The 26,205-nt window shown below is 71.6% G+C and carries 22 protein-coding genes and 2 pseudogenes; 12 read left to right on the top strand and 12 right to left on the bottom strand.

Going from position 1 to position 26,205, the window contains the following annotated elements; all coding sequences use genetic code 11:
• Nucleotides 1-131: 131 nt before the first annotated feature.
• The 3 genes from CV755_RS02685 to CV755_RS02695 form a co-directional block, all read right to left on the bottom strand.
• A complete protein-coding gene (locus tag CV755_RS02685) occupies nt 132-974 on the bottom strand; it encodes a transglycosylase SLT domain-containing protein (RefSeq protein ID WP_109278482.1) in 843 nt (280 codons plus the stop codon).
• 250 nt (nt 975-1,224) lie between these two features.
• Nucleotides 1,225-2,157, bottom strand: a complete 933-nt coding sequence (locus tag CV755_RS02690; protein WP_109278483.1) for an SAM-dependent methyltransferase — start codon at nt 2,155-2,157, stop codon at nt 1,225-1,227.
• An 82-nt stretch (nt 2,158-2,239) separates the two neighbouring features.
• The gene (locus tag CV755_RS02695; RefSeq protein ID WP_109278484.1) at nt 2,240-3,619 is read right to left on the bottom strand and encodes a S53 family peptidase; all 1,380 of its coding nucleotides are present in this window, start codon (nt 3,617-3,619) and stop codon (nt 2,240-2,242) included.
• 213 nt (nt 3,620-3,832) lie between these two features.
• Here CV755_RS02695 and proP point away from each other — a divergent pair, with 213 nt between their 5' ends.
• The 8 genes from proP (at nt 3,833) to CV755_RS02735 (ending at nt 10,808) form a co-directional block, all read left to right on the top strand.
• On the top strand, nt 3,833-5,428 hold the full coding sequence (gene proP / locus CV755_RS02700) for a glycine betaine/L-proline transporter ProP (protein WP_109278485.1): 1,596 nt from the start codon (nt 3,833-3,835) through the stop codon (nt 5,426-5,428).
• Between the two features lie 104 nt (nt 5,429-5,532).
• Nucleotides 5,533-6,006, top strand: coding sequence for a DUF5709 domain-containing protein (locus tag CV755_RS02705; protein ID WP_109278486.1), 474 nt, complete (start codon nt 5,533-5,535; stop codon nt 6,004-6,006).
• A gap of 194 nt (nt 6,007-6,200) precedes the next feature.
• Nucleotides 6,201-6,578 (top strand): hypothetical protein, encoded by a 378-nt coding sequence (locus tag CV755_RS02710; protein ID WP_109278487.1) that lies wholly within the window; start codon nt 6,201-6,203, stop codon nt 6,576-6,578.
• Entirely contained in the window at nt 6,578-7,342 is a 765-nt protein-coding gene (locus CV755_RS02715; protein ID WP_109278488.1) for a hypothetical protein, read from the top strand. The genes CV755_RS02710 and CV755_RS02715 overlap by 1 nt, the downstream gene beginning before the upstream one ends.
• 115 nt (nt 7,343-7,457) lie before the next feature.
• Nucleotides 7,458-7,853, top strand: coding sequence for a roadblock/LC7 domain-containing protein (locus tag CV755_RS02720; RefSeq protein WP_241560923.1), 396 nt, complete (start codon nt 7,458-7,460; stop codon nt 7,851-7,853).
• Nucleotides 7,854-7,895: 42 nt separating this feature from the next.
• Nucleotides 7,896-8,273, top strand: a complete 378-nt coding sequence (locus CV755_RS02725; RefSeq protein WP_109278490.1) for a hypothetical protein — start codon at nt 7,896-7,898, stop codon at nt 8,271-8,273.
• Nucleotides 8,274-8,412: 139 nt separating this feature from the next.
• A complete protein-coding gene (locus CV755_RS02730) occupies nt 8,413-9,279 on the top strand; it encodes a trypsin-like serine peptidase (protein ID WP_241560924.1) in 867 nt (288 codons plus the stop codon).
• A gap of 119 nt (nt 9,280-9,398) precedes the next feature.
• A complete protein-coding gene (locus CV755_RS02735) occupies nt 9,399-10,808 on the top strand; it encodes an acyltransferase family protein (RefSeq protein WP_241560925.1) in 1,410 nt (469 codons plus the stop codon).
• Between the two features lie 56 nt (nt 10,809-10,864).
• Here the strand turns inward: CV755_RS02735 and CV755_RS02740 are convergent, their stop codons facing one another.
• From CV755_RS02740 to CV755_RS02780, 9 genes are all read right to left on the bottom strand, one after another.
• Nucleotides 10,865-11,890, bottom strand: coding sequence for a globin domain-containing protein (locus CV755_RS02740; RefSeq protein ID WP_241560926.1), 1,026 nt, complete (start codon nt 11,888-11,890; stop codon nt 10,865-10,867).
• A gap of 141 nt (nt 11,891-12,031) precedes the next feature.
• Complete coding sequence (locus tag CV755_RS02745) at nt 12,032-13,258, bottom strand: hypothetical protein (protein WP_109278491.1); 1,227 nt, start codon at nt 13,256-13,258, stop codon at nt 12,032-12,034.
• Nucleotides 13,255-17,469 carry a DEAD/DEAH box helicase gene (locus CV755_RS02750; protein WP_241560927.1) on the bottom strand — a complete coding sequence of 1,405 codons (4,215 nt, stop codon included), beginning with the start codon at nt 17,467-17,469 and terminating at the stop codon, nt 13,255-13,257. The genes CV755_RS02745 and CV755_RS02750 overlap by 4 nt, the downstream gene beginning before the upstream one ends.
• Before the next feature lie 234 nt (nt 17,470-17,703).
• Nucleotides 17,704-18,584, bottom strand: a protein-coding gene (locus CV755_RS02755) for an IS5 family transposase (protein ID WP_109278041.1) whose coding sequence is annotated in 2 segments (ribosomal slippage) — nt 17,704-18,224 and nt 18,224-18,584 — 882 coding nt in all. Because the reading frame shifts where the segments join, the coding sequence is not laid out codon by codon here.
• Nucleotides 18,585-18,637: 53 nt separating this feature from the next.
• On the bottom strand, nt 18,638-19,279 hold the full coding sequence (locus CV755_RS02760) for a ScbR family autoregulator-binding transcription factor (protein ID WP_109278492.1): 642 nt from the start codon (nt 19,277-19,279) through the stop codon (nt 18,638-18,640).
• 150 nt (nt 19,280-19,429) lie between these two features.
• Nucleotides 19,430-19,624 (bottom strand): DUF2795 domain-containing protein, encoded by a 195-nt coding sequence (locus tag CV755_RS02765; protein ID WP_109278493.1) that lies wholly within the window; start codon nt 19,622-19,624, stop codon nt 19,430-19,432.
• 77 nt (nt 19,625-19,701) lie between these two features.
• Complete coding sequence (locus CV755_RS02770) at nt 19,702-20,043, bottom strand: MmcQ/YjbR family DNA-binding protein (RefSeq protein WP_422070497.1); 342 nt, start codon at nt 20,041-20,043, stop codon at nt 19,702-19,704.
• A gap of 4 nt (nt 20,044-20,047) precedes the next feature.
• Nucleotides 20,048-21,853, bottom strand: a complete 1,806-nt coding sequence (locus CV755_RS02775) for an ABC transporter ATP-binding protein (protein WP_109278701.1) — start codon at nt 21,851-21,853, stop codon at nt 20,048-20,050.
• 233 nt (nt 21,854-22,086) lie between these two features.
• Complete coding sequence (locus tag CV755_RS02780) at nt 22,087-23,409, bottom strand: RNA-guided endonuclease InsQ/TnpB family protein (protein WP_109278494.1); 1,323 nt, start codon at nt 23,407-23,409, stop codon at nt 22,087-22,089.
• 240 nt (nt 23,410-23,649) lie between these two features.
• Between CV755_RS02780 and CV755_RS02785 the strand changes: the two genes are divergently transcribed.
• From CV755_RS02785 to CV755_RS02795, 4 genes and pseudogenes are all read left to right on the top strand, one after another.
• The gene (locus CV755_RS02785; RefSeq protein ID WP_241560929.1) at nt 23,650-24,915 is read left to right on the top strand and encodes an alpha/beta hydrolase family protein; all 1,266 of its coding nucleotides are present in this window, start codon (nt 23,650-23,652) and stop codon (nt 24,913-24,915) included.
• A 139-nt stretch (nt 24,916-25,054) separates the two neighbouring features.
• Nucleotides 25,055-25,105, top strand: a pseudogene (locus tag CV755_RS37065) (hypothetical protein); the annotation flags it as partial.
• A gap of 181 nt (nt 25,106-25,286) precedes the next feature.
• Nucleotides 25,287-25,352, top strand: a pseudogene (locus CV755_RS37070) (hypothetical protein); the annotation flags it as partial.
• A complete protein-coding gene (locus tag CV755_RS02795; RefSeq protein WP_109278495.1) occupies nt 25,349-26,203 on the top strand; it encodes a class I SAM-dependent methyltransferase in 855 nt (284 codons plus the stop codon). The pseudogene CV755_RS37070 and the gene CV755_RS02795, both read left to right, overlap by 4 nt.
• The last annotated feature ends 2 nt before the right edge of the window (nt 26,204-26,205 follow it).

Genomic DNA, 26,205 nt, shown 5'->3' on the forward strand with positions numbered 1-26,205 from the left:
CCGGATGGCGGTCACCGGCGCCACTGGAGCGTCCTGTGCTAGGGGGCCGCGGCGCCGGGTGCTTCCGGACATGGCAAAAGGGCGGCGGCTCCGGCTGGGTGCCGGGGCCGCCGCCCTGAGGGAGCGCTTCTTTAGTACGCGGAGTTGACGTTGTCCATGGAGCCATAGGTCTTGGCCGCGTAGTTGCAGGACGCCACGATGTTGGCCACCGGGTCCCAGATGTTCCACGACGTGCCGTCCACATGGAACGCCTTGAAGGTCGGGTCGATGATCTGCAGCAGACCCTTGGACGGGATACCGGCCTGGGCGTTGACATCCCAGTCATTGATCGCCTGCGGGTTACCGCTCGACTCACGCATGATGTTGCGCTTGATGCCGTCGTAGGAGCCGGGGATGCCCTTGGCGTGCATGATGTCCAGCGCCTGGCTGATCCAGCCGTCCAGGTTGTCCGCGTACACCTTCGGAGCCGGAGCGGCCGGAGCGGCCGGAGCGGCCGGGGCAGCCGGAGCGGCGGCGATGGGCTTACGGGCCTCGGAACGGCTGGCGGCCTCCTTGGCGGCACGCTCCTTGGCGGCCTTGTCGGCCTTGGCCTTCTCGGCGGCCTTCGCCTTCTCGGCCTTGGCCTTCTCGGCCTTGGCCTTCTCCGCCTTGGCCTTCTCGGCACGCTCCTTGTCCGCACGCTCCCGCGCGGCCTTGGCGGCCTTCGCGTCGGCGTCGGCCTTCTTGCGCTCCGCGGCCTGCGTCTTCGCCTGGGCGGCAGCGGCGTCGGCCCGCTTGGCCAGCTCCGCGTCGTGATCCTGGCCGAAAGCCTTGGCGCTGAACGCCACCGGCTTGACCTCGGCCGACTGCTCGGCGGCCGAGGCGCCGCCCACCGCGGTGAACACCACGGCAGCCGCACCGGCGGCCGTCAGCGCGGCGGCGGAAACCTTGTGGACCTTGGACAGACGGGTATAGCCAGAGTGGTTGGAGCGCATAACGAAGCAGAACCTCGATTTCGATCGCGGATGCCGCAGCGGCCGGAAGCCCGGCATGCGGAAGGCGCCGTATCCGATCCACGGCGCCCTGCGGCCCAGCCATTGTTAGCGGCCCGGAAAACCCGGTACAAGACTGTGACCTACTACCGCACACCGCATTGAAGCGACCAGAAACCGGCGAAAGCCGCCAGAAATCGCCCTCACTCAGCACTAACCACTTCAGTAAGTGATCTGCGTCCCATGACCTGGCTCACAGCCGCTGGGCCCCCGGCGCCGGGAGGTGGGCGAAGGCGTGCCGGATGTGCCGGCCCGGGGAGCTGTCGGTGGTCAGGTCGCGGCCGTAGCGGGCCGCGGTATCGACCGGGCTGACGGACTCCGCCTGCCAGCCCATGGCGGACAGCCGGTGGTCGGCCGGGGGGCGGGGGTCGGCGTGGACCAGCTGGGAGATGCCGATGCGCAGATCGGCGTGACGGGAGGCTCTGGCGGTGGCGGCGACCGCCCCCTCGACCTCCTGGACCTGTTCGACGGCCAGCCGGCTGCCGGGGGCGGACAGGCGGTGGATCTCGGCGAAGAGGCGTTCCTCGGCGTCCGCCGGAAGGTAGGGCAGCAGCCCTTCGGCCAGCCAGGCGGTGGGCCGGGTGCGGTCGAAGCCGGCCTCCCGGAGGGCGGCGGCCCAGTCCTCGCGCAGGTCGGCCGGCACCGGCCGGTGCACACAGGCGCGGCGGGCGCCCCGGTCCCGCAGCACCCGGAGCTTGAAGTCCAGGACGGCGGGCTGGTCGATTTCGAAGACGGTGGTGCCCTGGGGCCAGTCCAGGCGGTGCGCGCGGGTGTCCAACCCGGAGGCCAGGATGACCACTTGGCCGATTCCCGAACGGGCGGCGTCCTGGAGGTAGTCGTCGAAGGCGCGCGAACGGACCGCGATATAGCGGGAGGCGGCGGCCCAGCCGCCCTGGGGCGACCCGGTGACCTCGGGGTCGTCGGCCGAGTCCGGCATGGGCACCGGCGGCTGCGCCTCGGCCAGGAACCAGGCGGCGTAGGGGTCAACTATCAGGGGATCGGGGCGGGTTGACTCGATCGCCCGGCCCGAGGCCACCGCCAGCGCGGTGATGCCCACCCCCGAGACAATGTCCCATTCATCCGTACTACCGCGACGCACGCCGTCCACCAGGCCCTCCAGCCACATCAGTTAACGCGAAAACACAAACGACATACCCCGCCCAAGGGCGGGGCATGTCGTTCAGGGGGTCCGGCAGATGCCGCGTGCGTCAGTGGTGACGGCTGAGGCGGGCCAGGGCGCGGACAAAGCGGTTGGCGTCCACGGTGCCCACGCCGGTGGCCATGTCATAGCCCTTGACGGCGGTGTAGCCGGTGACACCGGCGTAGCTGTTGTTGGTGCCGTCGGCCACGTCCACGATGCCGGTGGAACGGTCGTGGGCGGAACGGGCGTTCAGCGTGTACAGGGCCTGGTTGATGTCGCCCACGCGCTTGCCCGCGGCCTGGTCGGCCAGGGCGATCACGCCGGAGAACAGCGGGCTGGCCTCGCTGGTGCCGCCGGTGATCTCCCAGCCGACCGCGGTCGGGTCGTAGCTGGTGTAGATCCAGGCGCCACCGTCCACCGCGGCCGCCATGGAGACGTCCGGGGTGCCGCGGCGGTCACCGACGACCTTCTTCACGCTGTTCTGGAAGGAGGGGCGGGTGAAGACATGGGACTGGCCGCCGCCGCCCGCGCCGTGGTCGTTGTAGACGCTGTCCGGCTTGATGCGGTCGCCCTTGTCGTTGAGGTGCAGCTGGGTGCCGCCGATGGAGGTGACCAGCGGGTCGGAGGAGGGCCAGGAGTTGACGCGCTCCTTGTAGAAGCCCTTGCCGTCCGCGGTGTTGTCGGTGGCGCCGCCGTCACCGGAGGAGGCCAGCACGGTGACATGCTTGCGGGCCGCCTCCTCGAAGGCGTAGCGCAGGTTCTTGATGCTGGAGAAGTCGCCCTTGTCGAAGCCCGGGAAGGTGTTCTCGGTGGCGCCGAAGCTCTGCGTGATCACATCGCCGACGCCCTTCTTGATCATGGCCTTCTCGGCGTCCATCATCTCCGGCAGACCGGTGGTGCCCTCGGTCTCGGCGACCGCGGTCTCCACCAGGACGATCTTGGCGTCCGGGGCCACCGCGTGGGCCATCTCCACATCCAGGGTGGTCTCGCCGGCCCAGCCCGTCATATCGGCGTTCTTGGGGTCGAACTTGGGGACGTTGCCCCACTTGACCACATCGACCTTGGTGCTCTTGATGCCGAACTGCTTGCTGTAGACGTCCAGGTCGTGCTGGATGGTCGGGGAGCCGAAGGAGTCCACGATCACGATCGTGCGGCCCTTGCCGGTGATGCCCGACTTGTACAGCGAGTTGAGGTTGTACGCCTGGCGGTACTGGAGCGGGTTGTAGCAGTTGAGCTTGAACTTGGCCTGGCACTGAGCAATGGACAGCGGGGTGCCTATCCCCTTCGCCAGCTCGTGTCCCGCGATCGCCGGCTTGGCGAAGGTGTGCGGGATGGGCGCGGCCTGCGCGGTCCCGGTCTGCGGGACGGCGGCCAGCGCGGCGGCGGCGAGGGTGGCGGCGAAGGCCGCGGTGGCGGCGGTACGCGGCCGGGGACGAGCAAGGCGCATGGATTCTCCCTGAGTGGGCTCAAGCCGCTGAAGCGGCTGGCAAGATCCCAGCGGGAGGTCATGAACAGATCAAGACTCTTGGTCTCTTGATGGCGAACGTTTTACCTGAATACGAAAATGAATACGACTTGCGTCCCGGGGTATACGCGTGCAGGTCCGCTCCGGCGGGCACTCGAAAAGCACCAAGCCGCACATAAGGGTTGAATTAGCTTCATGGACGGAAGAAGGCCGTCGAAGCCGGGCCGCGCCCAGTGGCAGCGGGAGAGCACTCCGGCCACCGACCGGCTGCTGCGCACCGTACTGCGCCGCCGGAAGAGTCCCCTGAGCCTCGAAGAGGTCCTGGTCACCGACCGCCCCGAGGTGCACCGCGCCGTCTCGGCGGCGGCGCTCGGCAACATGATGGAGTGGTTCGACTTCGGGGTGTACGCCTACCTGGCGGCGGTGCTGGGCAAGGTCTTCTTCCCCGGCAGCTCCCCCGGTGTCCAGGTGATCTCCTCCTTCGCCACCTTCGCCGCGGCCTTCCTGGTGCGCCCGCTGGGCGGACTGGCCTTCGGGCCGCTGGGCGACCGCATCGGACGGCAGCGGGTCCTGGCGGCCACCATGATCATGATGGCGGTGAGCACCTTCGCCGTGGGCCTGCTGCCCGGCTATGCCACCGCCGGGCTGTGGGCACCGGTCCTGCTGCTGGTCTGCCGGCTGGTCCAGGGCTTCTCCACCGGCGGCGAGTACGCCGGGGCCACCACCTATATCGCCGAGTACTCACCCGACAACCGCCGTGGTTTCCTGGGCAGTTGGCTGGACTTCGGCACCTTCGTCGGCTACGCGCTGGGCTCGGCGCTGGTGACCGGGCTCACCGCCGCCCTGGGCACGGACACCATGACCGACTGGGGCTGGCGGCTGCCCTTCCTGCTGTCCGGACCGCTGGGGCTGATCGGGCTCTATATGCGGATGCGGCTGGAGGAGACCCCCGCCTTCCGGGCCGAGGCCTCGGTGGGCATGGAGGCGGGCGGTGACGACACCGAGGCCGCCCACCAGGCCCACGCCGAGGAGGCCCGCCAGTCCGGGCACGGGCGGCTGAAGGAGACCTTCACCAAGCACTGGCACGCAGTACTGATCTGCATGGGTTTGGTGGTGGTCTACAACGTCACCAACTATCTGGTCACCTCCTACCTGCCGACCTATATGACCGAGACGCTCGGCCGGGACTCCACCACCTCCCAGCTGCTGATCCTGGGCACCATGATCGTCGTGGCGCTGACCATCACCACCGTGGGCCGCTATTCCGACCTCTGGGGACGCCGGCCGGTCTTTATGGCCGGCAGCGCGGCCCTGGTGGCCCTCGCCATTCCGGCGCTGCTGCTGATCCGGGCCCAGGGCACCCTGCTGCCGGCCATCGGCTGTCTGGTGCTGGGGCTGCTGCTGGTCTGCTTCGCGGGCACCGCCGCCGCCACCCTGCCCGCCCTCTTCCCCACCCGGCTGCGCTATGGCGCGCTATCGGTTTCCTACAACATCTCGGTCTCGCTGTTCGGCGGCACCACCCCGCTGGCGGTCTCCGCCCTGATCGAGAGCACCCACAACAAGATGGTCCCGGCCTACTACCTGATGGCCGCCGGTGCCATCGGCTTTGTCTCCGCCTTCTTCCTGCACGAGACCGCCGGGCGGCCGCTGCGCGGCTCCGGGCCGATGGTGGAGACCGAGGAACAGGCCCGGGAGCTGGTCGCCCGCAGCCGGGTGGAGGCCGGGCGCCGGGCCCGTGAGACCTGGCTCCGGCTGCGCCGCCCCGGCCACCGGCACCACGACCGGGGGTGACGGCCCGCCGCGCGGCGCCGGGAAGCCGCGCGGAGAATGGAAGAGGGGAACACCTCAGGCGTGGGCGACCACTCGGGGGCCCGAGGAGCGAAGAAGGAGGACCCATGTCCGACGACGCGATGGGTGACGAGGTCTATCAGCCGGTCCGGTCCGACGACCGCGACAACCCCTCCGACCTCGACCTGGAGAACGCGCTCGACCAGGACGGCCTCGACAAGATTCTCGACGAGGGCTACTCGCCGCCGGAGCGGCCGCTGGCCGTGAACCACTACGGCAACACCGCCGGCGAACAGCGCGCGGGCGAGACCCTGGAGCAGCGCCTGGCCGAGGAAGTCCCCGATATCGCCGTTCCCGACGGCGACGGCATCGGGGACGACAGCGACAAGGCGGGCGAGCCGGTGGACGAGGAGGTGGGCGACGCCCGGGCGGGCCGCCTCACCCCGGTCATCGACCGCCTGCCGCCCCGCCGGAACGATGTCTTCGCCCGGGACGTGGGCATCAACGGCGGAGCGGCGTCCGCGGAGGAGGCGGCGATGCACATCATCGACGAGGAGGCGAGCGGCGAACGGGAGTTGTGACGCGCCGCCCATCCCCCTTTGGCAACCTCTTTGCGGAATTCCGGCAACGGCCGCCGGGACGACGGCAGTTCACGGCCTCATAACCCACCGCCCGCATATTTCGCTGGAAAATGCGGAAACCCGCTCACCCTTGGCCACGGTTCCCTACGCTTCCCCTTGTCGCCGCGCAGCCGCCCGGATCGAGGGGATTTTCCATGCCCGGAATCGAAGAGTGCCTGCTGGATGTCATGGCTCTGCCCGGAGCCCGTGGTGCCGCGGTGCTCGACTGGGTCAGCGGGCTGGCCCTGGGCACGGCGGGCGAAGCACCGGAAGACGACCGGGAGACCGCCGCCGCGGAGACCGCCGAACTGGCCCGGCTGGCCGCCGAGCACCAGGCCTTCGGAGCACGCGGCGAATTCCCGGTGGAGGACGTCATCGTCACCACCGGCAGTGACTTCCATGTCCTGAGGTTCGTGGAAACCGGCTTCGACAGCAGCGTGCTCATTCATCTATGGCTGGACCGCTCCCACGCCAACCTGGCCCTGGCCCGATTACGGCTGCGCCATCTGGCGACGGAGCTGGTGCTCGGCTGATGTCCGGCCCCCGCTCCGTGCTTCTGGACCTCGCCGCCCGCCGGGCCACCGGCGCCCTGCTGCGGGATTCCGGCACCCTCTATCTCGCCGACGGCGCCGTGGTCCACGCCGAAAGCCCCGCCGCCCCCGGGGTCGGCACCCTGCTGACCGCCGGCGGACGGCTCACCGACGACCTCTGGCGCGGCGCCATCGACCGGGCCGGAGCCCGGCGGCAGGTGGGCCGCTTCCTGGTGGACAGCGGCCGGCTCTCCTGCGGCGAGCTGGAGATCTGCCATCTGTCGGCCCTCTTCGACGCCAGTTACTTTGTGCTGGGCGCCAAGGGCGGCCCCACCCGCTTCCGCCCGGGCGCCCAGCACTGGTTCGGCCACCTCCGCCCCATCACCGCCGGGGCCGTCGAACGGGAGAGCAGGCGCCGTACCGCCCTGCTCAATGGCCTCTGGCCGCATCCCCAGGTGGACACCGCGCCCGTGGTGCGGCGCGCCGCGCCCCACTCCCCCGCCCCCAGCCGCCGCCAGGGCGCGGTGCTGGCACTGGCCGACGGCGTACGGACCCCCAGTGAGATCGCCCGGCTGCTGGGCCGTCCGGCGTTCCACACCCTGATCGACATACGGCGGCTGGCGGCCGCCGGATATATCGACACCCCGGCCGCCGGTCCGCCGCCCCGTCCCGCCACCCCCCTCGCCCCGTGGAGCGCGGACGCGGCGGCCGTGCCGGACGTCGCGTTGCTGCGCCGCATTCGCGATGCCTTGGAGGCCCGACTGTGAATCCCGTTCCGGCCCGCGCTCTTGCCCTTGGCCATGCCCTTGCCCTTGCTCTTGTCCGGACAACCGCAGCGTCATGAGGCGGATGCTGCGTCAGCGTGCTGGAAGGAACCGGCTGATGACCGTAGACGCCGAAGTCGCCAAGGAATTGCAGCGGCTTCGGGCGAGAGTGCCCCATCTGACCGGTGTCCTGGCGGCCACCGTCGATGGTTTTGTCCTCGCCCATGACAGTGCGACGCCCGAGACGGAGAGCGTCGCCGCATTGACCGCGGCCGCGCTCGGTGTGGGAATGCGGCTCACCGAGGCCACCGCCCAGGGCGAATTCCGTGAGTTGCTGGTGCGCGGCGAGCAGGGATATGTCGCCATCTACGCGGCCGGCCCCTCGGCGGTGGTGACCGTACTCGCCGAACCACGCGCCAATGTCGGCCGCCTGCAGCTGGAGGTCCGCCGCTGCAGTGCCCGGATAGCGGAACTTGTGGAAAGCACCCTGGGCCGCACCGCCGAACGCCGCTGAACCTCCGCTCCGAATAACCCCAGTTGAAAGGAATCACCCATCATGGCCATCAACATCGAGACCGCGCTGAAGGAAGCGATGACCTCCATCGAGGGCGCCATAGGCGCGGCCCTGGTCGATTACACCAGCGGAATGGCGCTGGGCACGGTCGGCGGTGGCAAGGACCTGGATCTCACGGTGGCCGCGGCCGGCAACACCGATGTGGTCCGGGCCAAGGTGCGCACCATGGAGATGCTGGGGCTGCAGGAGGAGATCGAGGACATTCTCATCACCCTGGGCACCCAGTACCACCTGATCCGGCTGCTCACCGGACGCAATGGCAAGGGCATGTTCCTCTACCTCGCCCTGGACCGCTCCCGGGCCAACCTGGCGATGGCCAGGCACCAGTTGAAGACGATCGAGGGCGGCCTGGAGGTCTGACCCGCCACTGGCCTCACCGCCCTGGAGTGTGCGGTGGCCGCGCGGCCCCGGCAGCGCGGCGTCCCGGCGGTGAGGCCATCCCCCGTCCGCCCGCCCCGGGTCCCGGGTGTACGGGGTGAGATGCCGCTAGCGTTCCGTCATGCGGCCAAGACTCTGCCCCCGTCTGCTGTGCGCCCTGCTGCTGCTCCTCCCGCTCACCGGCTGTTCCCCGGACGGTGCCACGCACTCCGCCGCCCGGCCGTCCCTTGGCGCGCGGACCGTTCCGCCCACCGCGCCGCCCTCCTGGTCAAGGGAGCGGCTGGCGCATGCCAGGGCGCTCGGGCACCATCCCGGGGTGTCCCATACCGCCCGGGCGACGCTGTCCAACTCCCGGGTGGGGGCGCTGTTCTCCCATGACACCTCGGGCGACCACTTCTGTACGGCCAGCGTGGTGTCCAGCCCGGGCAAGTCCCTGCTGATCACCGCCGCGCACTGTGTGCACGGCGGGGCGGGCGGCGACTACAAGCGGGACATCGTCTTCGTCCCGGCCTACCGCGACGGCAGGAGCCCCGACGGTATCTGGCAGCCCGCCGCCCTGGTGGTGGACCCTCGCTGGACGCGGTCCGGGGACCCCGACGCGGATGTGGCGTTCATCGTGCTCAAACCGCTGGGCGGCAAGCGCATCGCCGATGTGCTGGGCACCAACCGGCTGGGCATCGACCCCGGCTTCGGCCATGACGTACGGATCACCGGCTACCCCGACAGCGGCAATGAGCCCATCACCTGCGGCAACCACATCAGCGAGCAGAGCGCGCACCAGATGCGGATCGCCTGCACCGGCTACAGCGGGGGGACCAGCGGCAGTCCCTGGGTGACCGACTTCGACCCGGCGACCCGCAATGGCTCGGTGATCGGGGTCATCGGCGGCTACCAGAAAGGCGGGGACAGCGACGATGTGTCCTACAGCCCGTACTTCGACGATGCGGTCCGCAAGCTGTACGACCAGGCGGTCGCCCAGCAGGGCTGATCCCTCATCCCGCTGACCCTGGGGTATCAGGCCCGGTCTGCTACCCCGGGGTGACGCGGTCCGCCCGGCCGCCTCCCTAGCTTCCGCTCCGGACACCACACCGGAAGGAAGCCCCGGCAATGACCCTGCTGATATCCCGGCCGCCCTCGCCTCGCCTGCTGGCGCGGCGGGTGTCGGACCTGACCCCGCCCGGCCGCGACCGGGCCCTGGACGCGCTGCGGGCCTTCGCCATCCTGGGGGTGGTGCTGGGCCACTGGCTGGTCACCGCCCTGGTGGCGACCGACGGCGGGCTGCACACGGACAGTCCGCTGCGGCATATGCCCTATCTGGCCCCGGTGTCCTGGGTGTGCCAGACGCTGGCGCTGTTCTTCTTCGTCGGCGGCATCTGCGCGGTGCGCGGCTATCGCTCGGCCCGCGGCCGGGGCATCGGCTACCGGCGGTGGGCGGGCGGCAGGCTGGGCCGGCTGGCCCGTCCGGCGGCCGTGGTCCTGGCGGTGTGGATCCCGGTCGCGTGCTTGCTGCCGGCCCTGGGAGTACCGAAGGGGACGGTACGCACGCTGATGACGCTGGTGGCCTCCCCCATGTGGTTCCTGCTGGTGTTCGCGGCACTGACCGCCGCCACTCCGCTGGTGGCCCGGCTGCACCCGGGCGGGCCGCTGGCGGTGGTCGCCGCCGTGGACCTGACCCGCTTCGCCCTGGGCGGCCCGGCCTGGCTGGGCTGGGTCAATGTGGCCGCGGGCTGGCTGGTGCCCTTCACCCTCGGCGCGCTTTACGCCCGGGGCGGGCTGCGCGGACGGTACGCGGGGCTGCCGCTGCTGCTGGGCGGGGGCGCGGCGACGGTGGCCCTGGTGCTGTGGGGCGGCTATCCGGCGAGCATGGTGGGGGTGCCGGGTGCGGCGATCTCCAACCTCAGCCCGCCCACGCTGGCCGCGGTGTGCTTCGGCCTGGCCCAGTGCGGACTGGCGCTGCTGCTGATGGAGCCGCTGCGGCGGGCCATGCGCAGGCCGCTGGCCTGGGCGGGGGTGGCCGGGGTCAATCTCTTCGCGATGACGGTGTTCCTCTGGCACCAGACGGCGATGATGGCGGTCACCGGGCTGGGGCTGGTGGCGGCCGGTCAGCTGCCCGCCCTGCACACCGCACCGGACGGGCCCGGCTGGGCGGCGCTGCGGGTGCTGTGGGTGCCGGTGTTCGGGGTGGCGCTGGCGCTGTTCTGGGCGGTGTTCCACCGGTTCGAGCACGGGCGTGGGGGAAGGCGGCCGGGTGGGGTGCGCCAGGGGGCCACGACATCGCCGGGCGCGGTTCCTTCGGTGAGCGGTCCGGTTGCCTCGGCCGCGCTGTCCGGTGCGGGCCGTCTTGAGCCGGTCGCGCCCGCGCGGCGGAGCCGCCCTGCGCCTCACGCCCCGCGCTCTTGGCAGGGCGGCCCCGGCCCCGTCCTGGCCGCCGTCGCCGAGGGCGGTTCCGCCGGCGGGGCGCGCGCTATCCGCGCCGGACGTTCTCCTTCGGCAGTCCCGCCGCCAGCAGCCGGGTGAGGGCCTCCTCGACCGACTCCGGGGGCCCGCTGACCAGGGCGAGGCAACGGGACAGGTCACCCGGCAGGGCGGCGGAAGGGATGTCCCCGGGGGGCGTCAATCGTGCCCACGGCCAGGGTTCGCCGGTCGCGGGGGTGTCCAGGAACACCGGCACCGGCCGCCGTCGTACGGCCAGTTCCTCCAGCAGGGCGCGGGCCGCCGAGCGTCCCCAGCCGCCCGCCACCAGCAGCACCTCGCGGGCCGGGGCCACCCTGGAGGGTGGGTCCGCCCGCGGCCGGTCCCAGCCGCAGCACATCGCCCACGCGGGTGTGTTCCACCAGCGCCTCGCTCACCCCACCGGGTCCCAACCTGCCGACCAGAAACTCCAGTTCACCGTCCGGGCGGGGCGCATGGGCCATGGCATAGCGGCGCCAGGCCTGGGGCAGCAGCGGGGACTCCAGGGCCGCAGACTGCCCGGCCCGATAGGGGTACGGCTCATGCGGCCGTAACCGCAGCCGCACCGTGCCCGGGGCGACGGGCTCATGCGCGGTGACGGTGGCCTGCCAGGCGGTGGGCTCGCCCACCGCCGCCTCCGCACCGGCCACCATGGCGGCCACCGCGAAGCGCAGCATCCGCAGCCAGGCGCCCTCCATCTCCTCGGTCCAGCGCGGCCCCGCCGTGGCCCGCAGCGCCTGGCGCAGCGCGGTCTCGAAGGCGGCGAAGTGCGCGGGGCGCACCCCGAGTTTGCGGTGTTCGCGGCCCAGCCGGGCGAAGGTCCCCTCGATCTCCCGCGGTTGATGGAGGTTGGCGGTCAAGTACCGCAGGATCTCCGCCAGATGCTGCCGCTGGAAGGCCATGGACTCGGGGAACAGCGCCCGCAGCGCGGGCCACTGCTCGAAGAGGGAGGTGTAGAGGTGGGCGATCAGCTTCTCAAAGGGGGTGACCGTGTCCAGGTACCGGTGGATCACCGCCTGGTCGGCGGCCCCGTCATAGGGCTGTGGCCCGCCCGCCCGGTCCGGCGCGGTGGACAGCAGCCGCCGGCGCAGCCGCATGGCGTCATGCCGGGCGAGCAGGGCGTGGTACTCATGCGTGTCGATCTTCATGGGGCCGCAGTATGACACCGCCCCCGAGTGCCCAAAGGGCCCCGTTCACCAGGGCCGTTGGGCCCTGGACGGGCGGCTTCCGGTGGCTCTCGGCGCATCGGCGCGCCTGTGTTGAGGGCCGCGGGTTCTCCGCGCCCCCGGCTAGCCGCCTCCCGGCTGGCGGCTCAGTGCCTGGCGGGCGGCCTTGTAGGCCATGGCGGGGTCCGGGGACGGGCCGGGGGCCGGGCGCCAGGTGCCAAGCCAGTCGGTGAAGGGGTACCAGCGGCCGTCCGGGCCGAGCCGGAGCTGGACCCGGGCGCCGGGGTCGGTGACGCGGTTGTGGTCGCGCTCCAGGGTGGAGAGGGGCGCCGGCCGCAAGGGCTGGATGGCGGCCTCGGCCTGGGCGAGGGTATCGGGGTCGGCGGGCAGGCGGTGCAGGGTGACCTGGAGGCCGTCCAGGCCGCCGTACTCCAACGCGGTGCCCAGCCGCCGCAGTTGGCCGGGGGCGAGGCCCAGGCGCTCGGCCGCCTCGGCGGCCCAGGGTGCCCCCGGGGAGGTGGCCAGCAGGCGCACCGCGTCGGTGAAGGAATCGCCGGCGGGCGGGCGGTGCTCCCCGCGCAGCAGGGCCCGGGCGCGCCGGGCCGCGTCATCGGCCAGGGCGGACAGGACGGTGAGGGACGGGGCGGGGGCGGGCGGCTCCTCCAGGGAGCCGTCCAGGAGGCAGAACTCCGGTTCGCCGGGCGGGGCGGCGCGGTCGTCCGGCGGGGCGGCCCCGGTGGGGCGGTTGCGCCAGCGGCGATAGGCCTCCTCGGCCGGGATGCCGTCCGGATCGGGTTGGAGGTCCGGGGCGGGCGAGGGGGCGGGGACGCCCCCGGTGGCCAGGTGGGCGCGGAGGTGTTTATGGGCGCGGCCGCGCAGCGAGAGCAGCACGGCGGGGGCGGTACGCAGCCGCTGGGCGAAGGCATGGCCCAGGGCGGCGGTGTGCGGGCAAATGCCGGACTCGGCACCGCAGTTGCAGCGGAGGGAGAGCTCGGCGGCCGAGGGCATCAGCGGTACCCCGGCCGTGCGGGCGGGGTCGGTGAGTACATCGGGGAGGCGCTCACCGCGCAGTGCGGCGGCGAGCACGGGGTCCTGGGACAGGGCGGCGTAGATCCGGTCCCATTCCTCCTCGCCGAGCACCGGCACTCCGATGACCGGGCGGATCCTGGCCTGGACGCCGGGGACATGGATCTTGGTGGTGACCACTCCGGCGCCGATGTTCAGCGGCCCCAGGGTGCCCAGCAGGGCACACCCTTCCGCCGGCACGGCGGGGTTGCCCGCGGCGGCCTTGAAGGCGGTGGTCCAAATGTCGGCCCAGCGGGCGGTGGCGGGCCTGAGGGCCGTGCTCATGTGTTCTTCCCCAGGGTGACGAGGTCGGCCAGTTCCCGGTCGGTCAGGGCGCCCAGGGCGCTTTCGCCGGTGGCCAGGACGGCGTCGTGCAGGGCGCGTTTGCTCTCCAGCAGGGCGGCGATCCGGTCCTCCACCGTGCCCTCGCTGATGAGTTGGTGGACATGGACGGTGCGGTGCTGGCCGATGCGGTGGGCGCGGTCGGTGGCCTGGTCCTCGATGGCGGGGTTCCAGGTGCGGTCGTAGTGGATGACATGGGTGGCGCGGGTGAGATTGAGCCCGGTGCCGGCGGCCCGCAGGGAGAGGATCAGGATCCGGTGCCGGCCCGCCTGGAAGGCGTCCACCATTTCCTGGCGCCGGGCGGGCGGGGTGGAGCCGTGCAGGAACAGCGGGTCCAGTCCCAGGGTGTCCAGATGGTCCTGGAGCAGCCGGCCCATCACCACATAGCTGGTGAAGATCAGGGCGGATTCGCCGCGTTCGCCAATGGTGGTCAACAGCTCCTGGAGTGCCCTGAGTTTGGCGGAGCGCTCGGCGAAGGGCGGCTCGTCGGGCGCCGGCCGGCCGGTGCGGTGGTGCAGATAGTGCGCGGGGTGGTTGCAGATCTGTTTGAGGGCGGTGAGCAGTCGCAGCACCATCCGCCGTCGGCCGGGTCCGGCCGAGCCGCGTACGGCGGCCATGGCCTCGCGCACATTGGCCTCGTAGAGCGCGGCCTGTTCGGCGGTCAGCTGGACAATGCGCTCCTGGTGCACCTTGGGCGGCAGTTCGGGGGCGATGCCGGGGTCGCTCTTGCGCCGCCGCAGCAGGAAGGGGCTGATCAGCCGGGTGAGCCGGCGGGCGGCCGGGTCGGCGGTGTCCCGTTCCACATCGCGTGCATAGCGTTCCCGGAACCGGGCCAGGGTGCCGAACAGTCCGGGGTTGGCCCAGTCCAGGATGGCCCAGAGTTCGTCCAGGGTGTTCTCCACCGGGGTGCCGGTGAGCGCGAGGCGTACTCCGGAGCGCAGCTCGCGCAGGCAACGGGCGGTCTGGGTGCGGTGGTTCTTCACATGCTGGGCCTCGTCGGCCAGCACCAGGTCCCAGTTGACGGCCGCCAGCCGCCGGTGGTCGCGGCGCAGGATGCCATAGGTGGTCACCACCACGGCCGTCTCCGCCGTACCGGCCAGCGAGCGCTGGTTGCCGTGGTAGCGGATGACGGGGGTGCCGGGGGCGAACCGGGCGATTTCCCTGGCCCAGTTGGCGACCAGCGAGGACGGGCAGATCACCAGGGTGGGGCCGGGGTGGCCGCATTCCCGGCGGTGCAGATGGAAGGCGATGGCGGTGAGCGTCTTGCCCAGGCCCATGTCATCGGCCAGGCAGGCGCCGAAGCCCAATGAGGTGGTGTGGGACAGCCAGTTGAGCGCCCGGTGCTGGTAGTCGCGCAGCTGGGCGTGGAGGGCGCGGGGCACCGGCACCGGGCGGGCGGTTTCACCGCCGCGCAGGGTGGCGACCACCTCGGCCAGCGCCCCGGCCGGCTCGCAGGCGAAGTCCCGGCCGTCCACGGTGACCGAGCCGGACAGGGCGGCGGTCAGCGCGGCCGCGCCGGTGAGCGGTTCCAGACGGCGGTGGCGGGCGCGGCGGGCGGTGTCCGGATCGACCAGGACCCAGCGGTCGCGCAGGGCGACCAGCGGGCGGGCCGCCGCCACCAGCCGGTCCATCTCCGCCTCGGTGAGCGGCTCGCCGTCCAGTACCAGCTGCCAGCGGAAGTCCAGGAGCTGGTTGAGCCCAAAGCCCACGGATGCCCCTGGGCCGCCGGACTCGCCCGAGCCTCGCGAGCCGTCCGAACCGTCGTGGGCCGTGCCGCCGACCACCGTACGGGTGCTCAGCGCCCGGCGCAGTTCCTCCGGCCACTGGATGCCAAGGCCCCGCTCCGCCAGCAACCGGCCGGTCTCGCCCAGGAGTTCCAGGATGTCGGAGGAGGTCAGCAGGAGGGGGGCGGCCGGGTCGTGGTCGGCGAGCCGTTTGAGCGGCGGCCAGTCCTGGGCGGCGCGGCGCAGGGCGCGTACCGCCCGGCGCAGATCGCCGTGGTCCAGGCCGGGCGGTGGACGGTGGCCGGTATGGAACCGGGCGACCGGTTCGGCCCGGTCACTGCCGGGGGGCCGGAGCAGCAGGGTGGCGCGCAGCCGCCCGGCCTCGGCGTCCGCCGGGTCCGGGGGTGCCACCCGCAGGACGAGGCCGGGGGTGGTGCCGCCCTCACAGCGGTCGGCCACCATGTCTGTCCACAGCCGCAGTTGGGGGGCCGGGCGGGCGGTCGTTCCGGTGAAGGGCAGATCGCCGAAGAGCGGTACGGCGCCGGGGGTGCGCAGCAGGGCGTCGGCCAGGGCGTCCAGGAACTCCTGCAGGGTGCGGCCGGGCGGCGGGAGATGCGGCGGGGAGCCGGCGGGGGTGCAGTGGGCGTGCGGCGGCAGTTGGGCGGCGAGTTGGTCCAGGGTGCGGTGGGTTTCCTCCGGCAGCGGGCCGATGCGCCAGGTGTCCAGGCCGGCCGGGGTGAGCGCCGGGTGGACCAGCCGGGCGGCGATCAGCCGCAGTCCGGTACGGGCCGCCCGGGCCCAGGCACGCACGGTGGGGTGGACGGCGGCCTGACCGTCCGCGCTCAGCAGCAGCGGGACGGCATGGTCCAAGGGCAGGGCCCAGCCCTCGACTTGGGCGCACCGGATGCCTTCGGGCCGTTCCAGGGCGAGTTGGCGGCGGGCCGGGGTGAGCGGCCCGGGCAGCGGCGGGGCGGGCAGGGGGCTGCCGTCGGGCCGGTGAATCAGCAGCCGGGCGTGGGAGGGGGCCGGGGCCGGGAGGAAGACCAGCGCACAGCCGGCCCGGAGCGCCTCCAGGGCTTGGTCGGCCGAGGCCCCGGCGGCCGCCGGAGCAGGGGGTGTTGGTGTGGCGGGAGCCGGTGTGGCGGGCGGCTTGCGGCGTTCCGGTATGGCGGGTACGGGCGCCATGTCGCCGCCGGTCCGGCTGAGCACGCCGATCAGGGCGCGGGCGGCGGCGATCCGGGCCTCGGCCCTGGAGGCGGCCCGGCCCTGGGCCGAGACCTCCGTCCGGCGGCCCCGGTAGTCACAGGCCGCGGTGCAGATGACGGGCGCCTGGGAGCCGGGGCGGCCGCGGCTGAAGGTGTAGACGGGCTTGGTGATGACCTCGAGCTGGGTGTATTTGTTGAGCAGTTTCAGCGGGTCGTCCCCGGCCTTGAGCGGGGCGACCCGTTTTTCGTTCTCCGGCCGGTCGGGGACCGTGACCCGCGGCGGCTCCAGGCCGGTCACCCGGGCGAGCAGTTCCACGGCGGCGTAGTGCCGGGCGACCTTGCGGCCGAGGGCCTGGCGGGGGCCGCCGGTGTGGGGGCCCAGCCGGGCGGTGACGGTGTACTTCGGCTCAGCCGGGGTGCCGCCGGTCTCCTGCCGGTATTCGGCGCCGGGGCCACCGCTTTGTTCGCAGTGCCAGCTGAGCAGGGTCTCGGCGGTGGGCGGCATTCTGGCCACCAGCTCCAGGGCGGCGGCCCGGGCCGCTGCCCAGGGCGGCCCGCCGGTGTGGAACAGCAGGAGTTCCAGGTCCCGGTGGCGCAGCCGGCTGGCGGAGGCGCGGCGCAGGATCTCCTCCAGCAGTTCCTCGCCCGGCCCCTGGCCCGACTCGGCCCGCTCCCGTAGCAGGGTCTCGAACTCCGCACCGGTCATCCCGGGTTCCAGGGCGCGGGCGGCGCGAAGCGGGGTGGCGTCCGGGGCGGCCTGGCGCGGGGTCAGCCCGGCCAGTTGGCACAGCAGGGCCAGCTGGGCGCGCTGCCGGGCGGCCTTGCGGGTGTCCGCCCGGCATTCGGGGCCGCGCACCGGCCGGCCGGGCGGCCCGGCCAGCGCGCTGGCCCGGTGTTCCCGCCCCTCTTCCGCACCGTCGTCGGTGACCACGGGCGGCGGCCAGGACTCCAGCTGGGCGTGCAGCAGCAGGAGTTGGCCCGCCGCATCCCCATGGGCGGCGACCTGGTCGAAGGCGGCCTGGCGGGCGGGGTGGTCGGGGACGGCCAGCAGCATCAGGCGCAGATCCCGCAGGCTCAGCCGTCCCTCGGCCGCTCTGCGGACGGCCTCGGCGGTGTGCTCCTCGGGGTAACTGCGCCGCGCGCACGCCGACTTCAGGGCGGCGTGCCACCGTTCCGCGTCCGGGGCCTGATGACCGGGGTGACGGCCGTGGGGTTCAGCGGTCAAGGGCGACTCCTCTCCGGATTACCGCAGGAGTCAAGCAGAGCGATGGCTGGGCGGGGGGTGAAACGGCTTCCGGTCGTACGGAAGAGCCATGCGCCGCAAAGGAGTTCGAGCCTTGGTGCCACGGTGTTCGATGCGTTTCCGGTGCGGGCCGCCGGTGGACGTACACGGCGCGGCCGTACGGAAAAACAGCGCCCCGCCCCCTTATGGGGCGCGCCCTAGGTTCTGTCCGGCGGATCATGTTCGGAGCCAGAGCCGGATCGCGGCGACGGTGACGGTTCCGTGGAAGACGTAGGCCCGTTTGTCATAGCGTGTAGCCACGGCCCGGAAGTGCTTTAGCCGGTTGATGGTCCGCTCGACCTCGTTGCGGCGCTTGTACATCTCCTTGTCGAAGCCGGCGGGCCTGCCGCCCTTGCTGCCACGGCGTTTGCGGTTGGCCCGCTGGTCCTTCGGCTCGGGGATGGTGTGCTTGATCTGCCGCCTGCGCAGGTAGCGGCGGTTGCGGCGGGAGCTGTAGGCCTTGTCTCCGCCCAGATGGTCCGGGCGGGTGCGCGGATGCCCGCCGACCGGGCGCGGGACGCGGATGCGTTCCAGGACGGGGATCAGCTGTGGTGAGTCGCCCCACTGGCCCGGCGTGACCAGCAGGGCCAGTGGTCGGCGCCCGCCTTCGGCGGCGAGGTGAATCTTGCAGGTCAGCCCGCCCCGGGACCGTCCGAGTCCCTCATCGGGCCTGTGCTGCCGGGGCGTTGATCTTTTTTCGGGACACGAGGTGCCTTCTTGTGGGCCCCGGCGGCATGCTGGTGAGCGCGGCACGAGGTCGAGTCCACGCTCACCATGCTCCAGTCGATCCGGCCGTCCGCGTCGGCCTCGGCCTGGACAGCCCGCAGGATCCGGTCCCACGTGCCGTCCGCCGACCAGCGACGGTGCCGCTCGTAGACGGTCTTCCACGACCCGAAACGCTCCGGCAGGTCCCGCCACGGGACACCAGTCCGCTCACGGAAGAGAATCCCGTTGATCACCCTGCGATGACTGGCCCACCGGCCGCCCCGCTGCCCGGACTTGGGCAGATGCCGCTCCAGCCGGGCCCACTCGTCATTCGTCAGATCACCCCGCCCCACACAAGACCTAACGTCCCGAACGCAGAGCGGTCACATGATCCGCCGGACAGACCCTAACCGCCCGCTGCCGCCGCCAGCACCCGTGCCCCGCGTCCCGGCGCCATATCCAGCGCCGCCAGCACCCGGGGGACGGCGACGCCGGGCATCACATGGCGGTACAGCGCCGACATGCGCCGTTCCAGGTCGTGCAGTTCGTCCAGGGCGCGGGCCATCATATGGACCCCGGCGTAGGAGGCGACCACCAGTCCGGCCGTCTCGGCGGGGTCGGTACCGGGCAGCAACTCCCCTTGGCCGGCGGCCTCCTCCAGCAGGGCGGTGCCCTGCCGGGTCCAGTCGCGGTACGGGCTGGGGCGGTTGAGCTCGCATTCGCCGCTCTCGCCGGTGAGGCGGAGGCTGCCGCGCAGCAGGACGGAGTGGGTGAGGCGGTGGGCGAAGACCATGCCCAGATCCACGAACTCCTGGGTCCGCAGCGCCTGGGCGGCCCGGGGCGGGGCGTCGGCGGCCTGGGCGTCGATGACCGCGCGGGCCAGCTCCTCCTTGGAGTCGAAGTGGAAGTACAGCGCACCCTTGGTGACCTCGGCCAGCTCAAGGATGTCGGCCACCTTGGCCGCTGCATAGCCGTGCTCGGAGAAGACCGTGGCGGCGGCTTCAAGAATCGCCCGTCTGGTGCGAATTGCACGATTCTGCGTCGCCATCGGCTGCTTCATCCCTCTCACCGGCCCACCGCCGCCGGGACGCCCATCCCCGCCCCGGCGATGTTACAAGTTAAACCGATTCGAATGGCGACATTTGGCCGGGCTTGTACGGGAACGGCGGGCGCATCCACGCCCGCCGTCCCCCGGGACTCACTTGGACCGGAAGATCGCCTCCTGTACATCCGCGGGGCTGTCGAACCGGTCCTTCTTCAGATCGGAGATCTTGTCCACCACGTCATTGCTCGCCTTGTTCTTCCTGGCGACTTCGACCAGGTGCTGCTTGTCGGTGGGGTAGTGCGCGTTCTTCAGCGCCTTCTGCAGCTCGATGGGGTTGGTGCCGGCCATGAAGACCTCCTGTGTAGTGATCCACCGCCGCCCGAGAGGGCGGCCGCGGCTACGCCGGGTACCCGGAAAAATCCGGACTATTCACCTGATGTCTCCAGCAGGCGCGGCGGTGCCGCCTGCCGCCAGGAGTCCCGCAGGATGTCCCGCATCTCCGCCGGGTCCTCCAGGGCGGCCAGCCGCACCCGCACCCAGTTGGAGCCCGCCTCATGCGGCGGCACCCAGAACTTCTCCGGTTCGGCCGCGATCAGCTCGGCCCGTTCATGCCGGGGGCAGCGCACCGCGATCGAGCTCTGGTCGTCGGGAATGGTCAGGAACATCTTCCCGGCGACCCGGAAGGTGGGCATGCTCCATGCCTCCTTCTCCACCGTCTCGGGCAGGGACAGGGCGAAGCGGCGTACCGCGGCGGCATTGACGATCACCCCGCTACGGTAGTCCGGCCGGGCCGGCGGTGCCGCGGTCGTTCTGCAGCTCCCACAGCTCCCGGAACAGGCCGGGGGTGGCCACCAGCTCGGGGAAGGTGCCCTGCTGGATCACCCGGCCCTGGTCCAGCACCACAATGCGGTCGGCGACCGCCACATTGGCCAGCCGGTGGGTGACCAGGACCACCGCCCGGTCCCGGGCCATGGCCCGCAGACCGGTGAAGATGCGGTGCTCGGCCCGGGCGTCCAGGGCGCTGGTGGGTTCGTCCATCACCAGCAGCCCGGCCGGCCGGTGGAAGGCGCGGGCGATGGCGATGCGCTGCCACTGCCCTCCGGAGAGGTCCACCCCGCCGAACCACTCCCTGGCCAGCAGAGTGTCCAGGCCGCTGCGCAGCGAGGAGACCACCTCGTCGGCACCGGCCAGCCGGGCCGCCCGCCATACCGCCCGGTCGCCGCCGTGCGGCTGGCCCAGGGTGATGTTCTCCCGGGCGGTCATCGGCCAGTGCGCATAGTCCTGGGGCACCACCGCGGTCTGCCGCCACAGCTCGTAGGGGTCCAGCTCGCGGGTGTCCACCCCGTCCCAGCAGACGCTGCCGTCGGTGGGCAGATAGAGCCCGGCCAGCAGTTTGCTCAGGGTGCTCTTGCCGGAGCCGTTCTCCCCCACCAGCGCCAGCACCTCGCCCCGGCGCACGGTCAGGCTCACCTTCTCCAGGGCGGGCCGGTCGGCGCCGGGGTAGCGGTAGCCGACCGCCTCCGCCTCCACGGCGTTGGGCGCGGCGGGCCGTACGGTGCCCCGGCGCACCCGGTGCCCGCCCGCCTCCTCGATGAACTCGGCCCAGTCGTCCAGATAGAGCCCGGTACGGAACAGCCGGGTGCCATAGGCGACCATGCCGCGCAGCGCGGAGCCCACCGAGCGCAGCGCGAACACCGCGGTGCCCGCCGAGGCGATGGACACTCGCCCGGTGGCCAGCAGCATCGCCAGCGCCGCCCACACCAGGGCGGAGGCCGCGCCGCCGGCCGCCGAACCGGCCAGGGCGTAGCGCGCGCCCCGGTTGACCGCCTGGTCGGTGGCCAGGTCGATCCGGGTGCCGATGGTCCGGTAGCGCTCCAGCAGGAAGTCCGCCATGGTGCCGGCCCGCAGCTGGTCGGCGGGGCGCTTGTCGGTGACGTACCAGCGCAGATGGTTGAGCACCCGGCGTTCCCCGCTGAGCGCGCGGGAGGTCTGGTACTGGATACGGGCGGCCTTGATGCCGGCGATGCCCTGCGGCAGGGTGGCCAGCATCAGCAGGGGCAGCAGCACCGGGTGCAGCAGGGTCACCACGCCCGCGGCGGCCACCAGCGAGGCGACACAGGACATCAGGTCCTGGGCGTCGGTGAGCAGATCGCGGGCCACCTCGGCGCCCCGGTCGGCGGCCTCGCGCTTGTCGTTGAAGCCGGGGTGGTCATAGGCGGCCAGCTCGGCGTGGACGGCGGCATCCAGCATCTGCATCTCCGCCTCGCGGGAGATGCGCGGGGCCAGCCGGCTGGAGATATTGCCGACCGCGATGGCCAGCAGGGCGCGGGTGCCCGCGGCGGCGGCCAGGATCAGCAGGGAGGGCAGCGCCTCCCGGAGCCGGTTCTGGATATGGCCGGAGGCGATCAGCGCGGTGATGGTACGGGTGGTGGCCAGCAGGCCGAAGGCCTCGAAGGCGGCCGAGGCCACCTGGCAGGCCAGCAGCAGGACCACCGCCCTGCGGTCCACTCGCCAGGCCAAGGACAGCGCCCTGCGCACCAGTTGGGGCAGCCGACGGCTCATCGACCGGGCGGTCATGGGGTTGGTGGTGAAGAGGTTGAGGCTGTGGGAGTTGTACCGTAATTCCTCTCCCGGGTTCTGGGCGGTCGCGGACGGCACTGCGCACCCCCTTGTCTCTGGGCCCCTCAGGGCATAAGCGGGTTACGGCATGAGCGAGTGCACGATGCCGTACCACACCCCGGGCGCACCGGCGAACGGTTTCAATCCACCCGAAGGTGGGGGCTTCGCGAGCTCGGGAAGGAGATTCCTGCCTACCTTGCGGTGGCGGGCTTGACGCGACGTGCGCGCCTGACGACTGCCCTCCCGGCAGCCGGGATGAGCGCGAGGCCCATCCGGTACAGGTGCAGGATGTTCCGGGCGGCGTTGTGGTCGGCGTTGCCCGACCAGCCGCAGCCCTCGTTCTTGCACACGAACACAGCCTGGCTCTCCCGGCTGCCCGGCGTGGTGAAACCACACGCTGAGCAGCGCTGGGAGGTGCCGGGAGCGGGAACCTTGTGCAGGGTGCCGCCGTACTTGGCGGTCTTGTACGTCAGCATCGTCACGGTCCGGCCCCATGCCTCCTGGCTGATGGAGCGGTTGAGACCGGCCTTCTGCCTGACGTTCCTGCCCGGCTTCTCGATGGTGCCCCGGGCGCTTTTGTTCATGTTCGCGATATCCAGGTGTTCCACCACGATCACGCCGTAGGTGCGGGCGAGGTGGGTGGTGGTCTTGTGCTGCCAGTCGGTTGCCCGTCGCTTGGCTTTCGCTCGAAGCTTGCCGATCTGGTCGTATACCGCCCGCAGCCGGTTCGACGACCGCCGCCCGGGCCCGCGGTGCCGCATGAGTTGCGCGGCCCGTCGTTCCAGGCGCAGCAGCCTGGCCTTCTCACCGGTGTTCAGCCATTTGTCCCGGTCGGAGGTGCCGTCCGGGAGGCGGGGCGGACGCCCGTGGTCCTGGTGATTGCCGTCGGACAGGGCGAGCGGGAGGTTCACCCCGGCGTCGATGCCGACCTCCGGGCCGGCGTGTGGCCGGGGTTGGGCTTCGAGGGCGGTGATACGGAAGGTGATGTGCCAGCCGAGTGCGTCCTTGATCAGGCGGGCGCCGGTGATCCGGTTGTCGCCGTTTGCCTTCTTGCCCACGGGCAGGTCTCGGGTCCAGCGGAACCGGACGCGACCGATCTTGGGGATGTTGACCATGCCCCAGCGGCGGTGCACCCGCGTGATCTGCAAGTCCCGGCCCTGAGGGGTGTCCACGCTCAGCACCGAACGGAAACGGGCCTTGAAGTTCGGCTCCCCCGCCCGGACCTCCCAACAGTGCTTCCACGCCTGGAAGTACGTCTTGAGCACCGCCTGGGCGGCCTGAGCGGGAAGAGCGGCGAGGAAGTCAATCTCCTTGCGGGCCTGGCGGATCGCCGCGTCAGCGGCGGCCAGCGTCCGCTTGTCCTTCGGCAGCATCGTCCACCAGGCATGCAGGCAGTTCCACAAGGTGCGGGCCGCGTGCGCCTGATCGTCCAGCAGCCGGACCTCGGCCGGGCTCAGCACAAGCCGGGCACGATGCCCGAACTTCCGTGCGCCCTCGGCGAGTTCGCTGCTCACACGGCCACCATGACATTGGCTCATGTCACGCGCTGGAATCCAGACCCCGATGTGCGCACTGGGCCGACACCGCGTCCACAACCTCCATGGTTACTTAGTGGTCGGCCCCAGAAGTCCTTCGGGGGTTGACGCGAGGCTCGTCAGGCGCTCGAGTCTGGTGCCGTGGTAGGGCTTGCCCCAGGGCGGATACACCCGCTGGCCGGGCAGTGGGCGAGCGCGGTCGTCACTAGCGTCTGCGACATGAAATCCGCTTATTCAACAGGCAATCCGCGCTCCGTGTCCCGTCGGCGCAGCGCCGTGACGGTCCTGGTCGGCCTGGTGTTGGCCGCTACGACGGTGACGGCCGGAGCCGCCTCGGCGGGCGCGGTGGCCCCAAGCGATCGCGGGCAGTTGGTGTCCGCTCAGCAGGTGAGCACACTGGCCACGAAGCAGGACGTGGCAGCAGCACTGGCCGCTGCCAGATTCGACGCGGGTACGGTCCGGTTCGGGGTGGATGCCTACCGGCTCGTGTACCGCACCGTGGACCCCCAGGGCCGGCCTACCACCGCCAGCGGACTGCTGGTGCTGCCCCGGAGCCGCGAACACCACTTGCGGACGGTCTCGTTCACTCATGGAACCACCAGCTACCGGTCCGACGCACCATCCTCCATGGTCAAGGCCGGCTTTGTGTCCTCCCCCGCTATTACGTACGCGTCCGCCGGGTTTGCCGCTGTCGCCCCGGACTACCTCGGCCTCGGTGCTGGTCCGGGACACCACCCCTGGATGGACGTGCCCTCTGAGACGACCGCCTCACTCGACATGCTGCGGGCAGCCCGCGCCTTTGCTCCGCATACCGGCCGGGCGCTGGGACACGACGTGCTGGTCACCGGGTTCTCCCAGGGAGCCTCGGCGGCGATGGCACTCGCGCGAACGCTCCAGGCCGACGGCGATCGATGGTTCCGGATCAAAGCCGTCGCGCCGATCAGCGGCGGTTACGACTTCCAGCACGCCGAGCTGCCGGCACTGCTCGACGGCTCCCTCGATGCAAAGTCCAGTGTGTTGTACACGGCGTATCTTCTCGTCGCGTGGAATCGGCTGCACCATCTGTACCACTCGCCGAACGAGGTCTTCCAGGCGCCGTACGACAGCACGATTGAGGCACTGTTCGACGGTTCGCACACCGGCCAGCAGCTCTTCGCCGGCACGCCCAACACCCTCAGCGCGTTGCTCACCCCACACGGCTTCGACATGCTGCGCCACCCGACCGGTCAGCTGGCGGCGGCGCTTCGGGTGGCCGACAACACCTGCGCCTGGAGTCCCCGCGTCCCGGTCCGTCTGTACGCCGCCAGTGCGGACGAGCAGGCGGCCAATGCCAACACCGACCACTGCGAGGCCGCCTTGCAATCACACGGCGTGAACGCGCCAGTCGTCAATCTCGGCACCCCCGACTTCGCGGGTTCCCGGCACCTTGGCTCCAACGTCGCGGGCACAGCCGCCACCGTCCGCTGGTTCAGCCGACTGCGCTGAGAGCCGGCCCGCTCTGCGCTCGCGAGGCGGAACGAGGCAACACACAGCACCGGCTCCGGAGCCAACCCCCCGAAAGACTTCCGGAGCCAACCACTTAGCTTTTGTCACCAATTACCGGCGCGGCGTCTTCACCGGCACCATGCTCAGCCGATGCGAGGAGATCATCGGGAGGTCTGCCCGGACTTCGAAGCCGAGCTTACGCAACCCAGACCATGTGCACATGCTCGGGCACTACCGCCCAACTCCAGCACTCCAGGCCGGCCAACTCGTTGAAGGGCGTCTCCGCCCGGCTGCTTCGCAAGGAATACGACCCCCATGTGTGACGGCGCCCATGGGGAGGTCACTTCTGGTCCGGCTCGCACTTCGCCGGAAGCTGCGGCGGGGCACCGCTGACCGCTGCACGCCAGTACATCGAGAAGGGTAGACATTGGCCATGACTGCCCAAGAGCACCCGATGACCACCGAGGAGATGCTGCGGGCCAACGCGGCCAACTGGGACGCCCGTACCCCGGCGCATATCGCCAGCGACTTCTACGGCCTGGACGGCTCGCGCACCGCCGAGGACTGGTTCGCGCCCTTCGAGTGGGAGGATCTGGGCCCTTTGGCGGGCCGCCGGGTACTGCATCTGCAGTGCCATCTGGGCACCGAGACCCAGGCCTTCGCCGCACGCGGGGCGCTGCACACGGTGGGGCTGGACTTCTCCTCCGCCGCCGTGGCCGAGGCCCGCCGGCTGGCGGCGGAGGCGGGGCGGCCGGTGGAGTTCGTACTCGCCGACGTCCATGAAGCCCAACACGCCCTGGACGGGCGGCAATTCGACATCGTCTACACCGGCAAGGGCGCCCTGTGCTACCTGCCCGACCTCACCCGCTGGGCGCGGATCGTCAGCGAACTGCTCCACCCCGGCGGGCTGTTGTACCTAGTGGAGTTCCATCCGCTGCTCAACTCCCTGGGCCCGGTGCCCCGCCCGGGCGAGGAGGACGGACTGACGCTGCGCCATGACTACTTGGCGGGACGCGGCGCCATCCGTGGCGACTCCCCGTACACCTACACCGACGGTCCGCCGCTGGCGGGCGCCATCACCAGCTATGAGTGGCGGCACGGCCTGGGCGAGATCCTCACCGCCCTCACCGGGGCCGGGCTGCGAGTGGATCGGCTGCGGGAGACGGACCTGCTGCCCTGGAAGCGCTTCGCCGCCATGGAACCGTCGGAGGGCGGCTGGTGGCGGCTCCCTTCCTCCCAGCCGAAGATCCCGTTGATGTTCGCCCTGCGGGCCCTCCGGCCCGCATAAGC

It is taken from the genome of Streptomyces orinoci (assembly GCF_003121295.1).
In the GTDB taxonomy this organism is placed as follows: Bacteria; Actinomycetota; Actinomycetes; order Streptomycetales; family Streptomycetaceae; genus Streptomyces; species Streptomyces orinoci.